The sequence below is a fragment of the Pantoea sp. S18 genome (genome assembly GCF_045689705.1).
Taxonomy (GTDB): Bacteria; Pseudomonadota; Gammaproteobacteria; order Enterobacterales; family Enterobacteriaceae; genus Pantoea; species Pantoea symbiotica.
The window spans coordinates 1886567-1901978 of the sequence record NZ_CP142688.1 but is presented as its reverse complement, the minus strand read 5'-3'; the positions used below and the strand labels follow the sequence as shown (position 1 = coordinate 1901978).

The 15412-nt window shown below is 56.7% G+C and carries 16 protein-coding genes; 11 read left to right on the top strand and 5 right to left on the bottom strand.

From position 1 onward, the window contains the following. Positions 1-62: 62 nt before the first annotated feature. The 8 genes from rsxA (at position 63) to VIJ98_RS08815 (ending at position 7385) form a co-directional block, all read left to right on the top strand. Positions 63-644: an electron transport complex subunit RsxA gene (gene rsxA, locus VIJ98_RS08850; RefSeq protein ID WP_008110256.1), complete on the top strand. Its 582-nt coding sequence runs from the start codon at positions 63-65 to the stop codon at positions 642-644. Continuing rightward, complete coding sequence (gene rsxB, locus VIJ98_RS08845; protein WP_008110257.1) at positions 644-1225, top strand: electron transport complex subunit RsxB; 582 nt, start codon at positions 644-646, stop codon at positions 1223-1225. Before rsxA ends, rsxB begins: the two co-directional genes overlap by 1 nt. After that, positions 1218-3407, top strand: coding sequence for an electron transport complex subunit RsxC (gene rsxC / locus VIJ98_RS08840; RefSeq protein WP_323273457.1), 2190 nt, complete (start codon positions 1218-1220; stop codon positions 3405-3407). Before rsxB ends, rsxC begins: the two co-directional genes overlap by 8 nt. Beyond that, on the top strand, positions 3408-4466 hold the full coding sequence (rsxD, locus tag VIJ98_RS08835; protein WP_008110259.1) for an electron transport complex subunit RsxD: 1059 nt from the start codon (positions 3408-3410) through the stop codon (positions 4464-4466). It begins immediately after the preceding gene. A 2-nt stretch (positions 4467-4468) separates the two neighbouring features. Then, entirely contained in the window at positions 4469-5104 is a 636-nt protein-coding gene (gene rsxG / locus VIJ98_RS08830; RefSeq protein WP_154194172.1) for an electron transport complex subunit RsxG, read from the top strand. Then, the gene (locus VIJ98_RS08825; RefSeq protein WP_008110261.1) at positions 5097-5798 is read left to right on the top strand and encodes an electron transport complex subunit E; all 702 of its coding nucleotides are present in this window, start codon (positions 5097-5099) and stop codon (positions 5796-5798) included. Before rsxG ends, VIJ98_RS08825 begins: the two co-directional genes overlap by 8 nt. Next, positions 5795-6430, top strand: a complete 636-nt coding sequence (nth, locus tag VIJ98_RS08820; protein ID WP_323273452.1) for an endonuclease III — start codon at positions 5795-5797, stop codon at positions 6428-6430. Before VIJ98_RS08825 ends, nth begins: the two co-directional genes overlap by 4 nt. A 118-nt stretch (positions 6431-6548) precedes the next feature. After that, positions 6549-7385 carry a zinc-dependent alcohol dehydrogenase family protein gene (locus VIJ98_RS08815; protein WP_323275795.1) on the top strand — a complete coding sequence of 279 codons (837 nt, stop codon included), beginning with the start codon at positions 6549-6551 and terminating at the stop codon, positions 7383-7385. 32 nt (positions 7386-7417) lie between these two features. Here the strand turns inward: VIJ98_RS08815 and VIJ98_RS08810 are convergent, their stop codons facing one another. After that, positions 7418-8107, bottom strand: a complete 690-nt coding sequence (locus VIJ98_RS08810) for a CTP synthase (protein ID WP_323273450.1) — start codon at positions 8105-8107, stop codon at positions 7418-7420. Between the two features lie 652 nt (positions 8108-8759). Here VIJ98_RS08810 and dtpA point away from each other — a divergent pair. From dtpA to gstA, 3 genes are all read left to right on the top strand, one after another. Then, a complete protein-coding gene (dtpA, locus tag VIJ98_RS08805; protein WP_008110266.1) occupies positions 8760-10265 on the top strand; it encodes a dipeptide/tripeptide permease DtpA in 1506 nt (501 codons plus the stop codon). A gap of 147 nt (positions 10266-10412) precedes the next feature. After that, positions 10413-11294 carry a LysR family transcriptional regulator gene (locus VIJ98_RS08800; protein WP_323273448.1) on the top strand — a complete coding sequence of 294 codons (882 nt, stop codon included), beginning with the start codon at positions 10413-10415 and terminating at the stop codon, positions 11292-11294. Between the two features lie 99 nt (positions 11295-11393). Beyond that, entirely contained in the window at positions 11394-11999 is a 606-nt protein-coding gene (gstA, locus tag VIJ98_RS08795; RefSeq protein WP_175501674.1) for a glutathione transferase GstA, read from the top strand. A gap of 65 nt (positions 12000-12064) precedes the next feature. Here the strand turns inward: gstA and pdxY are convergent, their stop codons facing one another. The 4 genes from pdxY to VIJ98_RS08775 form a co-directional block, all read right to left on the bottom strand. After that, positions 12065-12925 carry a pyridoxal kinase PdxY gene (gene pdxY, locus VIJ98_RS08790; protein ID WP_008110272.1) on the bottom strand — a complete coding sequence of 287 codons (861 nt, stop codon included), beginning with the start codon at positions 12923-12925 and terminating at the stop codon, positions 12065-12067. Between the two features lie 56 nt (positions 12926-12981). Beyond that, a complete protein-coding gene (gene tyrS / locus VIJ98_RS08785) occupies positions 12982-14256 on the bottom strand; it encodes a tyrosine--tRNA ligase (RefSeq protein WP_008110275.1) in 1275 nt (424 codons plus the stop codon). Between the two features lie 139 nt (positions 14257-14395). Continuing rightward, the gene (gene pdxH, locus VIJ98_RS08780; RefSeq protein ID WP_008110277.1) at positions 14396-15052 is read right to left on the bottom strand and encodes a pyridoxamine 5'-phosphate oxidase; all 657 of its coding nucleotides are present in this window, start codon (positions 15050-15052) and stop codon (positions 14396-14398) included. A gap of 22 nt (positions 15053-15074) precedes the next feature. Beyond that, the gene (locus tag VIJ98_RS08775) at positions 15075-15404 is read right to left on the bottom strand and encodes an MliC family protein (RefSeq protein WP_323273444.1); all 330 of its coding nucleotides are present in this window, start codon (positions 15402-15404) and stop codon (positions 15075-15077) included. Positions 15405-15412 lie beyond the last annotated feature (8 nt).

Sequence of the window (15412 nt, the reverse complement as noted above, 5' to 3'; positions counted from 1 at the left end):
AAGGTTGAGATGCACCTCTCAATTCCGGATAATAGACGCCTTTCGGCTTCCCAGGTTAAAAAATGACCGATTACTTACTTCTCTTTATTGGCACAGTGCTGGTGAACAACTTCGTGTTGGTCAAATTCCTCGGCCTTTGTCCCTTTATGGGCGTGTCAAAAAAACTGGAAACGGCCATCGGCATGGGACTTGCCACCACTTTCGTGATCACGCTGGCGGCGATCTGCGCCTGGCTGGTGAACCACCTGATTCTGGTGCCGCTCGATCTGGTTTATCTGCGTACCCTCGCCTACATCCTGGTGATTGCTGTTGTCGTGCAGTTCACCGAAATGGTGGTGCGCAAAACCAGTCCGTCACTTTATCGCCTGCTGGGTATCTTTTTGCCGCTGATCACCACCAACTGTGCGGTGCTGGGCGTGCCACTCTTAAGCGTTAATTTGAATCACACCTTCCTGCAAGCGGCGCTGTATGGCTTCAGCGCGTCACTCGGCTTCTCGCTGGTGATGGTGCTGTTCGCGGGTATGCGCGAGCGTCTGGTGCTGGCGAATGTTCCTGCACCGTTTAAAGGCAATTCGATTGCGCTGATCACCGCCGGTTTAATGGCGCTGGCCTTTATGGGCTTCACCGGGCTGGTGAAATTCTAATGACCGCGATTTGGATTGCGATTGTCGCACTTGCTGCATTGGGCCTGGTGTTCGGTGCGCTGCTCGGTTACGCCTCACGTCGCTTCGAGGTGGAAGAAGATCCGATTGTTGAACAGATCGACGAGATTTTACCGCAGAGCCAGTGTGGGCAGTGCGGCTATCCCGGCTGTCGTCCGTATGCCGATGCGGTAGGTAATAACGGCGAAGCCATCAATAAATGCGCGCCCGGCGGCGAGCAGACCATGCTCAAGCTGGCCGCGCTGCTCAACGTTGAACCGCAACCGCTCGACGGCGGCGCAGAAGTGCTGGAGCCGATACGTACCGTGGCGTGGATCGATGAAGAGAACTGCATCGGCTGCACCAAATGTATTCAGGCTTGCCCGGTGGACGCCATCGTCGGTGCCACGCGCGCCATGCACACCGTGCTGAGCGACGTCTGCACCGGCTGCGATCTCTGCGTTGCGCCTTGCCCGACCGACTGCATTGAGATGCGCCCGGTTGCCACCACCACGGCCAACTGGAAGTGGAATCTCGACACCATTCCTGTACGGGTGATCCCGGTAGAAACAACCCATGCTTAATTTGTTTAACCTGTTCCGCAAAGAGAAGCTGTGGGATTTTCAGGGCGGCATTCATCCGCCGGAAATGAAAACACAGTCCAACGGCACGCCGCTGAGTCAGTTACCGCTGCCTGAGCGCTTTATCATTCCGTTAAAACAGCATATCGGCCATGAAGGCGAGATTTGCGTCGCGCCCGGCGACAAAGTGTTACGCGGTCAGCCGCTGACCTTTGGCGGCGGACGCATGCTGCCGGTACACGCTCCGACATCCGGCACTATCGAAGAGATTGCGCCACACATGACGGCGCACCCTTCTGGCCTCTCAGAGCTGTGCATTTTCCTGCGTGCCGACGGCGAAGATCGCTGGACGACACTCGATCCGCAGCCCGATTACCGCGCCCTGTCGCGTGAAGAGGCCGTAAAACGCATTCACGATGCCGGCATTGCCGGTTTAGGCGGCGCGGGCTTCCCGACCGCCACCAAACTGCGCGGCGGCCTGCGCGGCGTCAAAACCCTGATCATCAACGCCGCCGAGTGCGAGCCTTACATCACCGCCGATGACCGTTTAATGCAGGATTGTGCCGCCGAAGTGCTGGAAGGCTGTCGCATTCTGGCGTGGGTGTTGCAGGCGGAACGCGTGCTGATCGGCGTTGAAGATAACAAACCTGAAGCCATTGCTGCGCTGAAGCAGGCATTGGGTGGCGATCGTGAATTGCAGATTCGCGTCATCCCCACCAAGTATCCTTCTGGCGGCGCGAAGCAGCTGACGCAGATTCTTACCGGCCTCGAAGTGCCACACGGCGGACGCTCCACCGATATCGGCGTGCTGATGCAGAACGTCGGCACCGCATGGGCGGTAAAACGCGCGATTGTTGACGGCGAACCGATCACCGAACGCGTGGTGACGCTGACCGGCGAAGCGCTGGCGCGCCCGCGCAACGTCTGGGGACGTCTCGGTACGCCGGTGAGTCACCTGCTGCAGCATGCCGGTTTTACACCGGGATCGCGCCAGATGGTGATCATGGGCGGTCCGCTGATGGGCTTTACCCTGCCGTCGCTCAACGTGCCGCTGGTGAAAATCTCCAACTGTATTCTGGCGCCGTCCGCCAGCGAAATGGGCAACGATCAGGAAGAACAATCCTGTATCCGCTGCAGCGCCTGCGCCGATGCCTGTCCGGCCAAGCTGCTGCCGCAGCAGCTGTTCTGGTACAGCCAGGGCGGCGATCACGAAAAAGCGCGCGCACATAATATTGATGACTGCATTGAGTGCGGTGCCTGCGCTTACGTCTGCCCGAGTAACATTCCGCTGGTGCAATATTATCGCCAGGAGAAGGCGGAACTGCGCGCCATCGACCTCGAAGCGAAACGCACCGCCGAAGCGAAAGCGCGTTTTGAAGCGCGTCTGGCACGTCTGGAGCGCGAAAAACAGGCGCGTGAAGCGCGTCATGAAAACGCCAAACAGCGCGTGGCGCGCAGCGACCAGGGTGAACGGGACGCTGCCGTGGCACGTGTGAAAGCGCGTCAGGAAAAAACGCCGGAGCAGGATGCTGCAGAGCGCGAAGCGCGTCACGCACAAGCCTTAGCGCAGCAGGCCGAGAAGCAAGCTGAAACTCAGGCGCTGAGTCGCCAATCTGGCGATCCGCGTAAAGCGGCGGTGGAAGCGGCAATTGCGCGTGCGAAGGCGAAGAAAGCGGGCGCACCAGCGGCTGAGGTAGAGCCTGCCGCTGAACCGGTGGCTGAAGTCGATCCGCGCAAAGCGGCCGTTGAAGCGGCGATTGCGCGTGCGAAAGCGAAGAAAGCCGCCGCTGCCGCTGAACCGGCACCTGCCGAGCCGCCAGCTGAAGCACCTGCTGCTGAAGTCGATCCACGCAAAGCTGCCGTTGAAGCAGCGATTGCCCGCGCGAAAGCGAAGAAAGCCGCCGCTGCCGCACAACCTGCTGAACCTGCGCCAGTAGAGCCGCCAGCTGACGCGCCTGCTGCTGAAGTCGATCCGCGCAAAGCCGCCGTTGAAGCGGCAATAGCGCGCGCTAAAGCCAAAAAAGCCGCTGCGGCTGTCGCGCAGCAGGCTGAAACACCATCTCCTGAAGTGGAGGCTGCTGCCTCTCCTGACTCCGCCGACCCGCGCAAAGCGGCAATTGCCGCTGCGGTCGCCCGTGCCAAAGCGCGTAAAGCGCAGCAGCAGCCTTCGACGACTGAGGATTAAATGGCTTTTCGTATCGCAAGTTCTCCCTATACCCACAACCGCCGCAGCACCGGCAATATCATGCTGCTGGTGGTGTTGGCCGCGCTGCCGGGCATGGCCGCACAATGGTATTTCTTTGGCGTAGGTTTTTTAATTCAGGTTTTGCTGGCGATCGCCACCGCGTGGGCCACCGAAGGCGCGATTCTGCGCCTGCGCAAAACGCCGCTGGTGCCGACTTTATCCGATAACTCCGCCCTGCTCACCGCCTTGCTGCTCGGCATTAGCCTGCCGCCGCTTGCGCCGTGGTGGTTGGTGGTATTGGGTACCATTTTCGCCATCGTCATCGCCAAACAGCTGTACGGCGGTTTGGGGCAAAACCCGTTTAACCCGGCGATGGTGGGTTACGTGGTGCTGCTGATCTCTTTCCCAGTGCAGATGACCAGCTGGCTGCCGCCCGATAGTTTGCAGGCGATCAAACCTGGTCTGTTGGATTCACTCAGCATGATCTTCACCCATCACACGCTGGCCGGTGAAACCATGCAGCAGCTGCAACTCGGCGTTGATGGCGTCAGCCAGGCGACGCCGCTCGATACCTTTAAAACCGGTCTGCGTGCCGGACATAGCGCCGATCAGTTGCTGGCGCAGCCGATTTACAGCGGCGTGTTAGCCGGTCTCGGCTGGCAGTGGGTTAACCTTGGTTATCTGCTGGGCGGCGCGCTGCTGCTGGCGAAAAATGCCATCCGCTGGCACATTCCGGTCAGCTTCCTCGTCTCGCTGGCGTTCTGCGCCACGCTGGGCTGGCTGTTCTCGCCGGAGTCGCTTAACTCACCGCTGATTCACCTGTTCTCCGGTGCCACCATGCTTGGCGCGTTCTTTATTGCCACCGATCCAGTGACCGCATCGACCACCAATCGCGGACGCCTGATTTACGGTGCGCTGATTGGTTTGCTGGTGTGGCTGATTCGCAGCTTTGGCGGCTATCCAGACGGCGTCGCCTTCGCGGTATTGCTGGCCAATATTTGTGTGCCGCTGATTGATTACTACACCCAGCCGCGCGTTTACGGCCATCGCAAGGACTGAAGATGATCGAAGCTATTCGTAAAAATGCGGTGACGCTGGCGGCGTTTGCGGTGATCACCACCGGCGTGACGGCGGTGGTTAACTATGTCACCAAACCGACGGTGGAGCATCAGACCGCGCTGCAACAGAAAAATCTGTTAGATCAGGTGGTGCCGACCGATCTGTACGACAATCACATCCAGCAAGAGTGTTATCTGGTGACCGATGCGCTGGCGCTGGGCAATGGTAAACCGCATCATCTCTATTTAGCGCGTAAAGGCGATCAGCCAGTTGCGGCGGCGCTTGAGACCACCGCGCCAGACGGCTATTCTGGAGCGATTCAGATGTTGGTCGGGGCCGATTTCCACGGCAAAGTGCTGGGCGTGCGCGTGGTTGAGCATCATGAAACGCCGGGCCTTGGCGATAAAATCGAACTGCGTATTTCAGACTGGATCAACAGCTTCAATGGCAAAGTGATCCACGGCGCTGATGACAAAAATTTTGCGGTGAAAAAAGACGGCGGTGAATTCGACCAATTTACCGGCGCAACCATTACGCCACGTGCGGTGGTAAATGCCACTAAGCGCACCGCGCTGCTGATTGAAACACTGCCAGCGAAGTTATCTTCGCTGCCTGAATGTGGAGATGCAAATGAGTGAAGCCAAGAATTTACTGGTCGGCGGCCTGTGGAAAAATAACTCCGCGCTGGTGCAGCTGCTCGGCCTGTGTCCGCTGCTGGCGGTCACCTCAACCGCCACGAATGCCCTCGGCTTAGGCCTGGCGACCACGCTGGTGCTGACCATCACCAACAGCGCAATTTCTGCTTCACGTCGTTGGGTGCCGGCTGAAATCCGTATCCCGATTTACGTGATGATCATCGCCTCGGTGGTGAGCTGCGTGCAGATGCTGATCAACGCCTACGCATATGGTTTGTATCAGTCGCTCGGCATCTTTATCCCGCTGATCGTCACCAACTGCATCGTGGTGGGTCGCGCCGAAGCGGTCGCCTCGAAGAGCAGCATTCCGCTCTCCGCGCTGGATGGTTTTGCCATCGGCATGGGCGCAACCTGCGCGATGGTGACGCTGGGTTCGATTCGTGAACTGATTGGCAGCGGCACACTGTTTAACGGTGCGGATCAGTTGCTGGGGCCGTGGGCCAAAGCGCTGCGTATTGAAGTGGTGCATTTTGATTCCCCAATGCTGCTGGCGATGCTACCACCGGGCGCCTTTATCGGCCTCGGCATGCTGCTGGCGGCGAAATACCTGATCGATCAGAAGATGAAACAGCGTGCGGCCACACGTGCGGCGGCGCCTGAAGCCGAGCCGCAAGGCGCAACCGGGAAAGCGGTGTGAATAAAGAGAAACGCGCGCAAATTCTGACGCGCCTGCGTGATGAGAATCCGCATCCAACCACAGAACTGAACTTCAACTCGCCGTTTGAGCTGCTGATTGCGGTGTTACTCTCCGCGCAAGCCACCGACGTTAGCGTCAACAAAGCCACCGCGAAGCTCTATCCGGTGGCGAATACGCCAGCAACCATTCTGGCGCTTGGTGTGGATGGCGTGAAGGAGTACATCAAGACCATCGGCCTGTTTAACAGCAAGGCAGAGAACGTCATCAAGACCTGCCGCATTCTGCTGGAACAGCACGGCGGCGAAGTGCCGGAAGATCGTGCGGCACTGGAAGCGCTGCCGGGCGTTGGGCGCAAAACCGCCAACGTGGTGCTCAATACCGCTTTTGGCTGGCCGACGATTGCTGTCGATACGCATATTTTCCGCGTCAGTAATCGCACCCGCTTCGCGCCGGGTAAGAACGTGGAAGAAGTGGAAGACAAACTGCTGAAAGTGGTGCCGGCGGCGTTTAAAGTCGACTGCCATCACTGGCTGATTCTGCACGGTCGCTATACCTGCGTGGCACGCAAACCGCGTTGCGGATCCTGTTTGATCGAAGATCTGTGTGAATTCGACGCCAAAACCGAACTCTGAATCGCTGCCGATAAGCAATCTCGCGCTCGCTTATCGGCAGTTTGGCGAACCTGCCAGCGTACTTACGCTCGAATCCTCTACTTTAGCGCCCAGCGCTGCTGGCCTGCTGCGTGTGGCGATGCAGTTTGCTCCCATTAATGCTTCCGATCTGATTCCGATTACCGGCGCCTATCGCCATCGCGTCTCGCCGCCGCTCATCGCTGGCTATGAGGGCGTCGGCACGGTGGTGGCTGCTCCGCCTGCGTTTAGCCATTTGCTTGGCCAGCGCGTGCTGCCGCTGCGAGGCGCGAGCACCTGGCAACGTTATGTCGATTGCGATCCGCTGATTGCGGTGCCGGTTCCGCCCGACATCAGCACCACGCTGGCGGCACGCGCCTATATCAATCCACTGGCGGCGTTGCTGATGCTCAAACAGTGGTCGCCAGCCGGTAAACGTGTGTTGATCACCGCAGGCGGTTCCGCTTGTGCCCTGTTACTGGCGCAGTGGGCGCGACAGATGGGCGCGAGCAGCATCACCGCGATTCATCGTGCGCCGCAGCATGGCGCACGCTTGCAGCAATTGAGCATCGTTGCGCTGGCTGAAACGCAGCGGGCCGAGATTGCTGCTGCAGCGCAGCAGTGCGATCTGGTGTTTGATGCCGTGGGCGGCGAAATCGGCCAGTTGATTTGGCAATCATTATCTCCCGACGCTGAATTCATTGCTTATGGCGTGCTGAGCGGCAAGCCGGTGCGAGTTAATGCGCCACGTCCGGCGCTGCACTGGTTCCACGTGCGGCATACGCTAGAGGATTTAGCACATCAGGATTGGCAAACGTTATTCCGTGAGATCTGGCCGCTGTTACGTGCCAGTGAGTGTGGCGAGGTCGAGATTTTCCCGCTGGCGCACTGGCGGGATGCTATTCAGTGCTATCACCAATCGGGGCGGGAGCGTAAGCCGTTGTTGCAGATCAGTTGAAAGCGGTCGCCATGAATGGCGACCCTGCGTATTTAAACTGCGGCGGCCTGCAGCCACGCGACTACCAGCGGCGAAAGCCGGTTTTGTAACGCTGCACGTTCGGACTGGAACAAGGTAGCCACAAAGAACGGGTGATCGGTCAATTCAATGCCGCGCACGTCGCCGTCCAAATCCCAGGAAGTGATCTGCAGATTCTGTGTCGCTAGCGCTTCGCTGAACTCAGGGTTGACGCCAAAGTTGCAGTGGTAACCCTCATCGCTCTGCAATGCGCCGTAAGCCTTTGCAATACGTGAACCCGGCTGGAAGGTGACGCTTCCGCGCTGTTCCACCAGTGAACAGGCCAGCGGCGCAATCACCCAACGACCGCTGGCATCGGTTTCCGCATGCGCCGCATCTTCCCAGCCCAGCACATTGCGCGCGTACTCCACGATGGCGTACTGGAATCCGCCACACGAACCTAAAAATGGCTTACCGCTTTCCCGCGCCCAGCGAAGAGTGGCAAACACGCCCGCGTCATTGAGATAAGGACTGCCCGGTACCAGCCAAATCGCCTGGTAATCATTGAGGTTGTGCTGGTCGAGCTCGGGAGTGGCAATCCAGTCGGCGCTAACGTTAAGGGAAAGGGTTTTTGCAGCGAGTTGTACGGCGGGAGGAATGGCTTGATGCGCAACGGCATCAGCACGGTAATCGCCAATCAGGGCAACACGAATCGACTTCATCATGACTACGTCCTTTCAGGGAAAAAAGGAGGTTACAGCAAAGTTAACGCGCTGTCTAAACGCCTTAAATGCCGTTTTTTGCGCCTTTCGTTTCCTCGTGTTGCGCTTATGGCGGCCTGTTTATCTGGCAAATAATGCACCCAATCGCGCTAATATTCGTCAGATGTCAGCTACGCAAACGTTTTCTTCTTTTACCTTGCTAATTAATTCACGGTTTTGTGCGCAGGATCAACTAATTAGCGTTCTGGAATCTTTTGACTGCTTATTACGCTCATCAATCAAGCTGTTGTGCTTATATTCTGCACAACAGCAATAATAATCTCTGTATAATTTATGAACTTTAGCGTTATATTCCAACAATGTCTCTCTGAGCAGTTTATATCAGGAAAATGATCTTCCAGATCTGCATTTCACCTGTTTATCCTGATATAATTACACACAGCGAGATTTAACACTGATTTACAACTTTGTATAACGGCATTAACCCTACCTATTGCAAGTATTTCAGCGTGTAGAAAATGCTTGCCCTGTTGGACTGATTCAGCCAAATTAGTCGCCGTTTTTCCTTTCTAATAACAATGTTGCGCGGGATTACCCAGCCCGACGCAGACTTAATTCCTGTCGCAAAACAGGCTATGTTAAAACTGAGGTACACGTGTCAACTGCAAACAAACACACTGACGGGGCGCCAAGCCTCAACGCTTTTAAGCAACCGAAAGCGTTTTATCTGATCTTCTCCATCGAACTGTGGGAACGTTTTGGTTACTACGGTCTGCAAGCCATCATGGCGGTTTACCTGGTTAAACAGCTGGGCATGTCCGAAGCGGACTCCATTACGCTGTTCACCTCGTTTAGCGCGCTGGTTTATGGTTTAGTCGCCATCGGCGGCTGGCTCGGCGATAAAGTGCTGGGTACCAAACGCGTTATCGTACTCGGCGTGATGGTACTGGCGCTGGGTTATGCGCTGATTGCCTTCTCCGGTCATGACACCTCAATGGTGTACATCGGTATGGCGACCATCGCGGTGGGTAGCGGCTTGTTTAAAGCTAACCCGTCTTCCCTGCTGTCGACCTGCTATGAGAAAGATGACGCGCGCCTCGACGGTGCCTTCACCATGTTCTACATGTCGATCAACATCGGTTCGCTGTTCTCGATGATGCTGACGCCGTGGCTGGCTGCGAAATATGGCTGGGGCGCGGCGTTCTCGCTGTCGGTTGTCGGTCTGGTCATTACGCTGCTGAACTTCCTGTTCTTCCAGCGTGTGGTGAAAAACTACGGCTCCAAGCCGGATTTTGCCCCGCTGCAGATGGGTAAACTGCTGATGACGCTGGTTGGCGTGGTAGCGCTGATTGCGCTGGCGGCCTGGCTGCTGCATCACCAGAGCATCGCACGCATGACGCTGGGCGTCATCGCCGCAGGTATCGTGGTGATCTTCGCCAAAGAAGCTTTCGCGTTGAAAGGTGCCGCACGTCGTAAGATGATCGTGGCCTTCCTGCTGATGGTAGAAGCGATTGTGTTCTTCGTGCTCTATATGCAGATGCCAACCTCACTCAACTTCTTCGCTATCCGCAACGTTGAGCATGCGATTCTGGGCATCACCTTTGAGCCAGAGCAGTTCCAGGCGCTGAACCCGTTCTGGATTATGCTGGCAAGCCCGATTCTGGCGGCGGTGTACAACAAGCTCGGCGATAAAATGCCGATGCCACACAAATTCGCCTTCGGTATGGTGCTGTGTTCAGCGGCCTTCCTGGTGCTGCCGTTTGGTGCCAAATTTGCCAACGAAGCCGGTATCGTCTCGGTGAACTGGCTGATCCTCAGCTATGCGTTGCAGAGCATCGGTGAGCTGATGATTTCCGGTCTGGGCCTGGCGATGGTGGCACAGCTGGTGCCACAGCGTCTGATGGGCTTCATTATGGGTTCCTGGTTCCTGACCACCGCAGGTGCAGCAATGATTGCGGGTAAAGTCGCCAACCTGATGGCAGTGCCGAGTGATGTGACCGATCCGCACACATCACTGGCGGTCTACAGCCATGTGTTCCAGCAGATTGGTATTGCTACCGGCGTGATTGCCTTGCTGATGTTGATTACCGCGCCACTGCTGAATCGCATGACGCAGGATGACAGTCAAACTGAACTGAAACGCGCTAGCGCCAATCAGTAATGAGAAAGCCGGGCTTGTCCCGGCTGTTTTCTGCCCGCTATTTCACTTCCATTCACATTTGCTTTAACGATTTCTGCTGCTCACACTTCGCTTTTCGCTCGCTTAACTTCATGATGTCGGCTCACTGTTAATCAGCGTGGAAGAAGCATGGACAGGTTTGATGAGCTTGAGGTGTTTGTCGCAGTTATCCAGCAAGGCAGTTTGGCTGGCGCTGCACGCTTGTTACAGCGATCGCCACCGGTGATCACTCGCACTCTTAATACCCTCGAAGCCCGTCTCGCCGCCACCCTGATTGAACGCACAACGCGCCAGCTGGCACCCACCGAAGCCGGTTGGCAGCTGTTTGAGCAGGCGCAACGGGTGTTGGGCGATTATCAGCGCGCCATCGACAGCGCTCACCACAGCGGCCTGCATGGCTTGCTGCGTTTAACCGCACCGGTGCAGTTTGGTCGTCGCCACGTCATGCCTTTAGTGAATGCCTTTCTGCAACAGCATGCGGAGATGCAGATTGAAGTGGTGCTCAGCGACACCTATCAGGACCTGATCGAAAACGGTCTTGATATCGCGCTGCGCATTGGTGAATTGCAGGACTCTTCGATGGTGGCGCGTCAGGTTGGCAATGTGCGCTCGACGCTGGTTGCCAGCCCCGACTATCTGCAACAGGCTGGCACACCTCTTCATCCCACTGAACTGACTCAACATGCGCTAGTGACGAGCCTGCGCCATACGCGCGAGTGGCGCTTCGCCCAGGATCTGCGCGTGCGCATCACGCCGCGTCTGCGGGTTAATGATGTGGAGAGCCAGCTGGAAGCGTTACGCAGCGCACACGGCATTGGACGGCTGCTGTCGTATCAGGTTCTCGACGATATCCACAGCGGAAAACTGCTGCGTTTACTGCCTGAATGGGAGCCGGCACCGTTGCCGGTACAGTTAGTCACCCAGCGCGTGAAGAATATGACGCCTAAAGTGCGGCAATTTTGGGATTTCGCGCTCGAAAAGCTGCCATTACTGCCATGCTTTGCTGAATAAACCTGAACGGTGACCGCAATTCCTGATCGCTGTCACTGGCAAAAATCCCTGGCAGACTTATGCTGCTTCGATCACCACAACACTCAAGGAGAAGCCATGATGAAACTCTATTGTAAGCCCGGTGCCTGTTCGCTATCACCGCATATTGTCGCGCTGGAATGCGGACTGGACTTTACCCAGGTGAACGTGGACCTGCAGAAGAAAGTGACCGAGCAAGGAGAAGATTACTGGCAGATTAACCCGAAAGGACAAGTGCCGGCGCTGCAGTTTGATGATGGCAGCATCCTGACAGAAGGCGTGGCGATTGTGCAGTATCTGGCGGATCTCAAGCCGGATCGCAACCTGCTGGCCCCGACCGGCAGCCTGACGCGCTATCACACTCTGGAGTGGTTAAGTTATGTCAGCAGCGAACTGCACAAGGGTTTCAGCCCGCTGTTCCGTCCTGATACGCCAGAAGAGTACAAAGCCATTGCGCGTGCGCAACTGGAGAAGAAGTATCAGCAGGTGAATGAGGCGCTGCAGGATAAGCAGTGGCTGCTGGGATTACGTTTTACCGTCGCCGATGTGTATCTGTTCGTGGTGACGCGCTGGGCTAAAGCCATCAAGCTGGATTTATCGGGACTGGATGCGCTGGAAGCCTGGTTTAGCCGGGTTGCGGAGCGCCCAGCGGTGCAGGCGGCGTTGAAGGCGGAAGGTTTGGTTTAATCGTAGGGTCGCCATTAATGGCGACCTCAATTACAGGTGCGCATTCATACGCACCCTACGGGAATTTACAGCTTTTCTGCCGCGAAATGCTGCGTCGGTTTGGCAATCGCATCCTGCGCGGCCACCAGCTGCAACTCGTACTCGCCCATTTCGTGGGTTTTCAGCATCACTTCATACACCGCCGCCGTAATGTGCTCCAGCGCATCCTGCAGCGACTTACCGTGCAGGAGATCGACCAGCAGCAGGCCGCTGGTGAGATCGCCCACGCCAACCGGCTGACGCACGCCAAAGTCCACCAACGGACGGCTGATGTGCCAGCACTCATCGGCGGTCACCAGCAGCATCTCAAAACGATCGCTGCGGCGTCCGGCGCGCGCCAGATGCTTCACCAGCACCACTTTCGGGCCTTTGCTAATCAGTTCTCGTGCCGCAACCACCGCTTGCTCCACGTTGGCCACTTCATGCCCGCTGAGCATCTCCAGCTCCAGCAGGTTCGGCGCGATGATGTCGCTGGCGGGCAATGCCATTTTGCAGTGAAACTCCGCCACGCCCGGTGCCACAATGCAGCCTTTTTCCGGATGGCCCATCACCGGATCGCAGAAGAACCATGCGTTCGGGTTGGCTTCTTTCACCAGACGCACGATCTCCAGAATCTGTTCGCCCTGCTCCGCTGATCCCAGATAGCCACTTAATACCGCATCACAGGTTTTCAGGCGGTCAACCGCCGCTATGCCTTTAACGATGTCGGTCAAATGCGTGGCGGGCATCACGGTGCCGGTCCAGTGACCATACTGGGTGTGATTAGAAAATTGCACGGTATTCAGCGGCCAAACGTTTGCGCCCATGCGGCGCATCGGGAATTCGGCAGCGCTGTTACCGGCGTGTCCGTAAACAACGTGAGATTGAATTGCGAGAATATTTTTCATTTTGCCCTGTACTGCTGTCTTGCCATAAAAAAGGGCCGGAAGCCGGCCCTGAACGCTTACTGCCAGTTAATCAGGCAGTAATGTTTTTTACCGCGACGCAACAACGTGAAACGTCCAAACAGTTTATCGCTGTCGCTGAAACGGTACTCCGCATCTGACTGTTTTTCGCCATTCAGCGAGACCGCGTTAGAACCGATCATGGTGCGCGCCTGGCCGCGTGATGGCACCAGCTCAGCCGCTACCAGCGCCTGCTGCAGATCGTCTTCTGCCGTCAACGTGATGGTTGGCATGCCGTCCTGCGCCAGCTGCTCGAAGTCGGCTTCGGTCATCGCACTCAAACTGCCAGAGAACAGGCTCTCAGTGATACGTTTTGCCGCGGTTAAGCCGCTTTCACCGTGCACCAGACGCGTGACCTGCTCAGCCAGCACGTACTGCGCGCGTGGCGCTGTGCCGCTGTTTTTGTCTTCTTCTTCCAGCGCATTGATCTCTTCAATGCTCATGAAGGTGAAGAACTTCAGGAAGCGATATACGTCTGCATCTGCGGTGTTGATCCAGAACTGGTAGAACTTGTACGGACTGGTTTTCTTCGCATCCAGCCACACCGCGCCACCTTCGGTTTTACCGAATTTGGTGCCGTCAGATTTGGTGATCAGCGGTACGGTCAATCCCCACGCCTGCTGCTGATGCAGACGACGCGTCAGGTCGATACCAGAAGTAATGTTGCCCCACTGATCGGAACCGCCAATCTGCAGCACCACATCGTGACGCTTGTTCAGCTCAGCAAAGTCATAACCCTGCAGCAGGTTATAAGAGAACTCGGTGTAGGAGATGCCCTGATCTTCACGGTTCAGACGCTGTTTCACCGCTTCGCGGTTGATCATCTGGTTGACTGAGAAGTGCTTACCGATATCGCGCAGGAAGGTCAGCACGTTCATGCCGCCAAACCAGTCGTAGTTGTTCGCGGCAATCGCGCTGTTGTCGCCGCAATCGAAGCTGAGGAAAGGCGCGACCTGGTTGCGGATCTTGTCGACCCACTCGCCAACGGTTTCAGCGGTGTTAAGTTTACGTTCTGCTGCTTTAAAGCTGGGATCGCCAATCAGACCGGTGGCACCACCCACCAGCGCGACCGGCTTGTGTCCGGCATCCTGAAAACGTTTCAGGCAGAGCAGCGGCACCAGATGGCCCAAATGCAAGCTATCAGCGGTAGGATCGAAGCCGCAATAGAGTGCAATTGGCCCTTGCGCCAGTCGCTCTGCTAACGCTTCTTCATCCGTTACCTGGGCGACTAAGCCCCTTTCTTGCAATTGTTGTATCAGGTTACTGCTGGTCATCACTGACTCCAAATTGATCAGACTGCACCTAGGCTGGTACACAGCTTTCCGCCGACGTGCGGAGACGAAAAAAAAGAGGGCTATAGCATAAAGCGCTGACGCCAACTGCGCCAGCGTTGAAAGGGGATAAAAAGCAGTTTTACGGGGCTAAACGGTCAATCGACCAGCCATTGTCATTACGCTGGTAGAGGAAGCGATCGTGCAGGCGATGTTCGCCACCCTGCCAGAACTCCACGGTGTGGAATTTGACGCGGTAACCGCCCCAAAAACTCGGCAGCGGCACTTCACCCTGCTGGAATTTCTGTTTGAGTTCGAGGAACTTGCCTTCCAGCACGCCGCGCGCCGAAATGCGGCTCGACTGCTTCGACACCCACGCACCAATCTGGCTATCACGCGGGCGACTGCTGAAGTACTTCAGCACCTCGAGCGGCGACAGTTTTTCCACTTCACCCAGCACCATCACCTGACGCTCCAGGAAGTGCCACGGGAAGTGCAGCGAGATACGCGGATTCTCTGCCAGCTGCAGCGCCTTGCGGCTGCCGAGGTTGGTATAAAACACCATGCCTTGCTCGTCGTAGTGCTTAAGCAGCACGATGCGCTGATAAGGCTGGCCGCTGCTGTCAACGGTGGCCACCGTCATCGCCGTCGGATCCGGCAACTGCGCGGTGCAGGCCTGCTGCAGCCACTGCTCAAACAGCGCCAGAGGATTATCGGGCAGATCTTTACGTCGCAGCCCGCCGCGAGTGTATTCACGACGCAGATGGGCAATATTTTGCAAGCTGTCACTGTCGCTCATGCTGTTTCTCTTTCTCTAACGTTTACTGAGCGGAGGTATCCGCGTTCTGCAATTCACAATCATTAATCACGATTTTGTCATTACGTTCAACAAAAGCGCCATTGCCTTTTGACCAGAAGACGTAAGTGCCGTCACTGTAGCGCGCGCCGGAGGCCGAGATCGTTTGTGTCAGCGTCAGCGGCTTGCCATCCAGAATAAAGCTCACCTGCTGCTTCGCATTATCCTGAGTGACGGTCAGCGGCAAGGTGCCGCACTGGTAGCGCAACTGTTGTGGCGTCTCTTCCTGTTTATGCATCATGCCGCAACCACTTAAGATCGCCACGCTACTCAGCATCATAATTGTTTTTTTCATCTTCACCT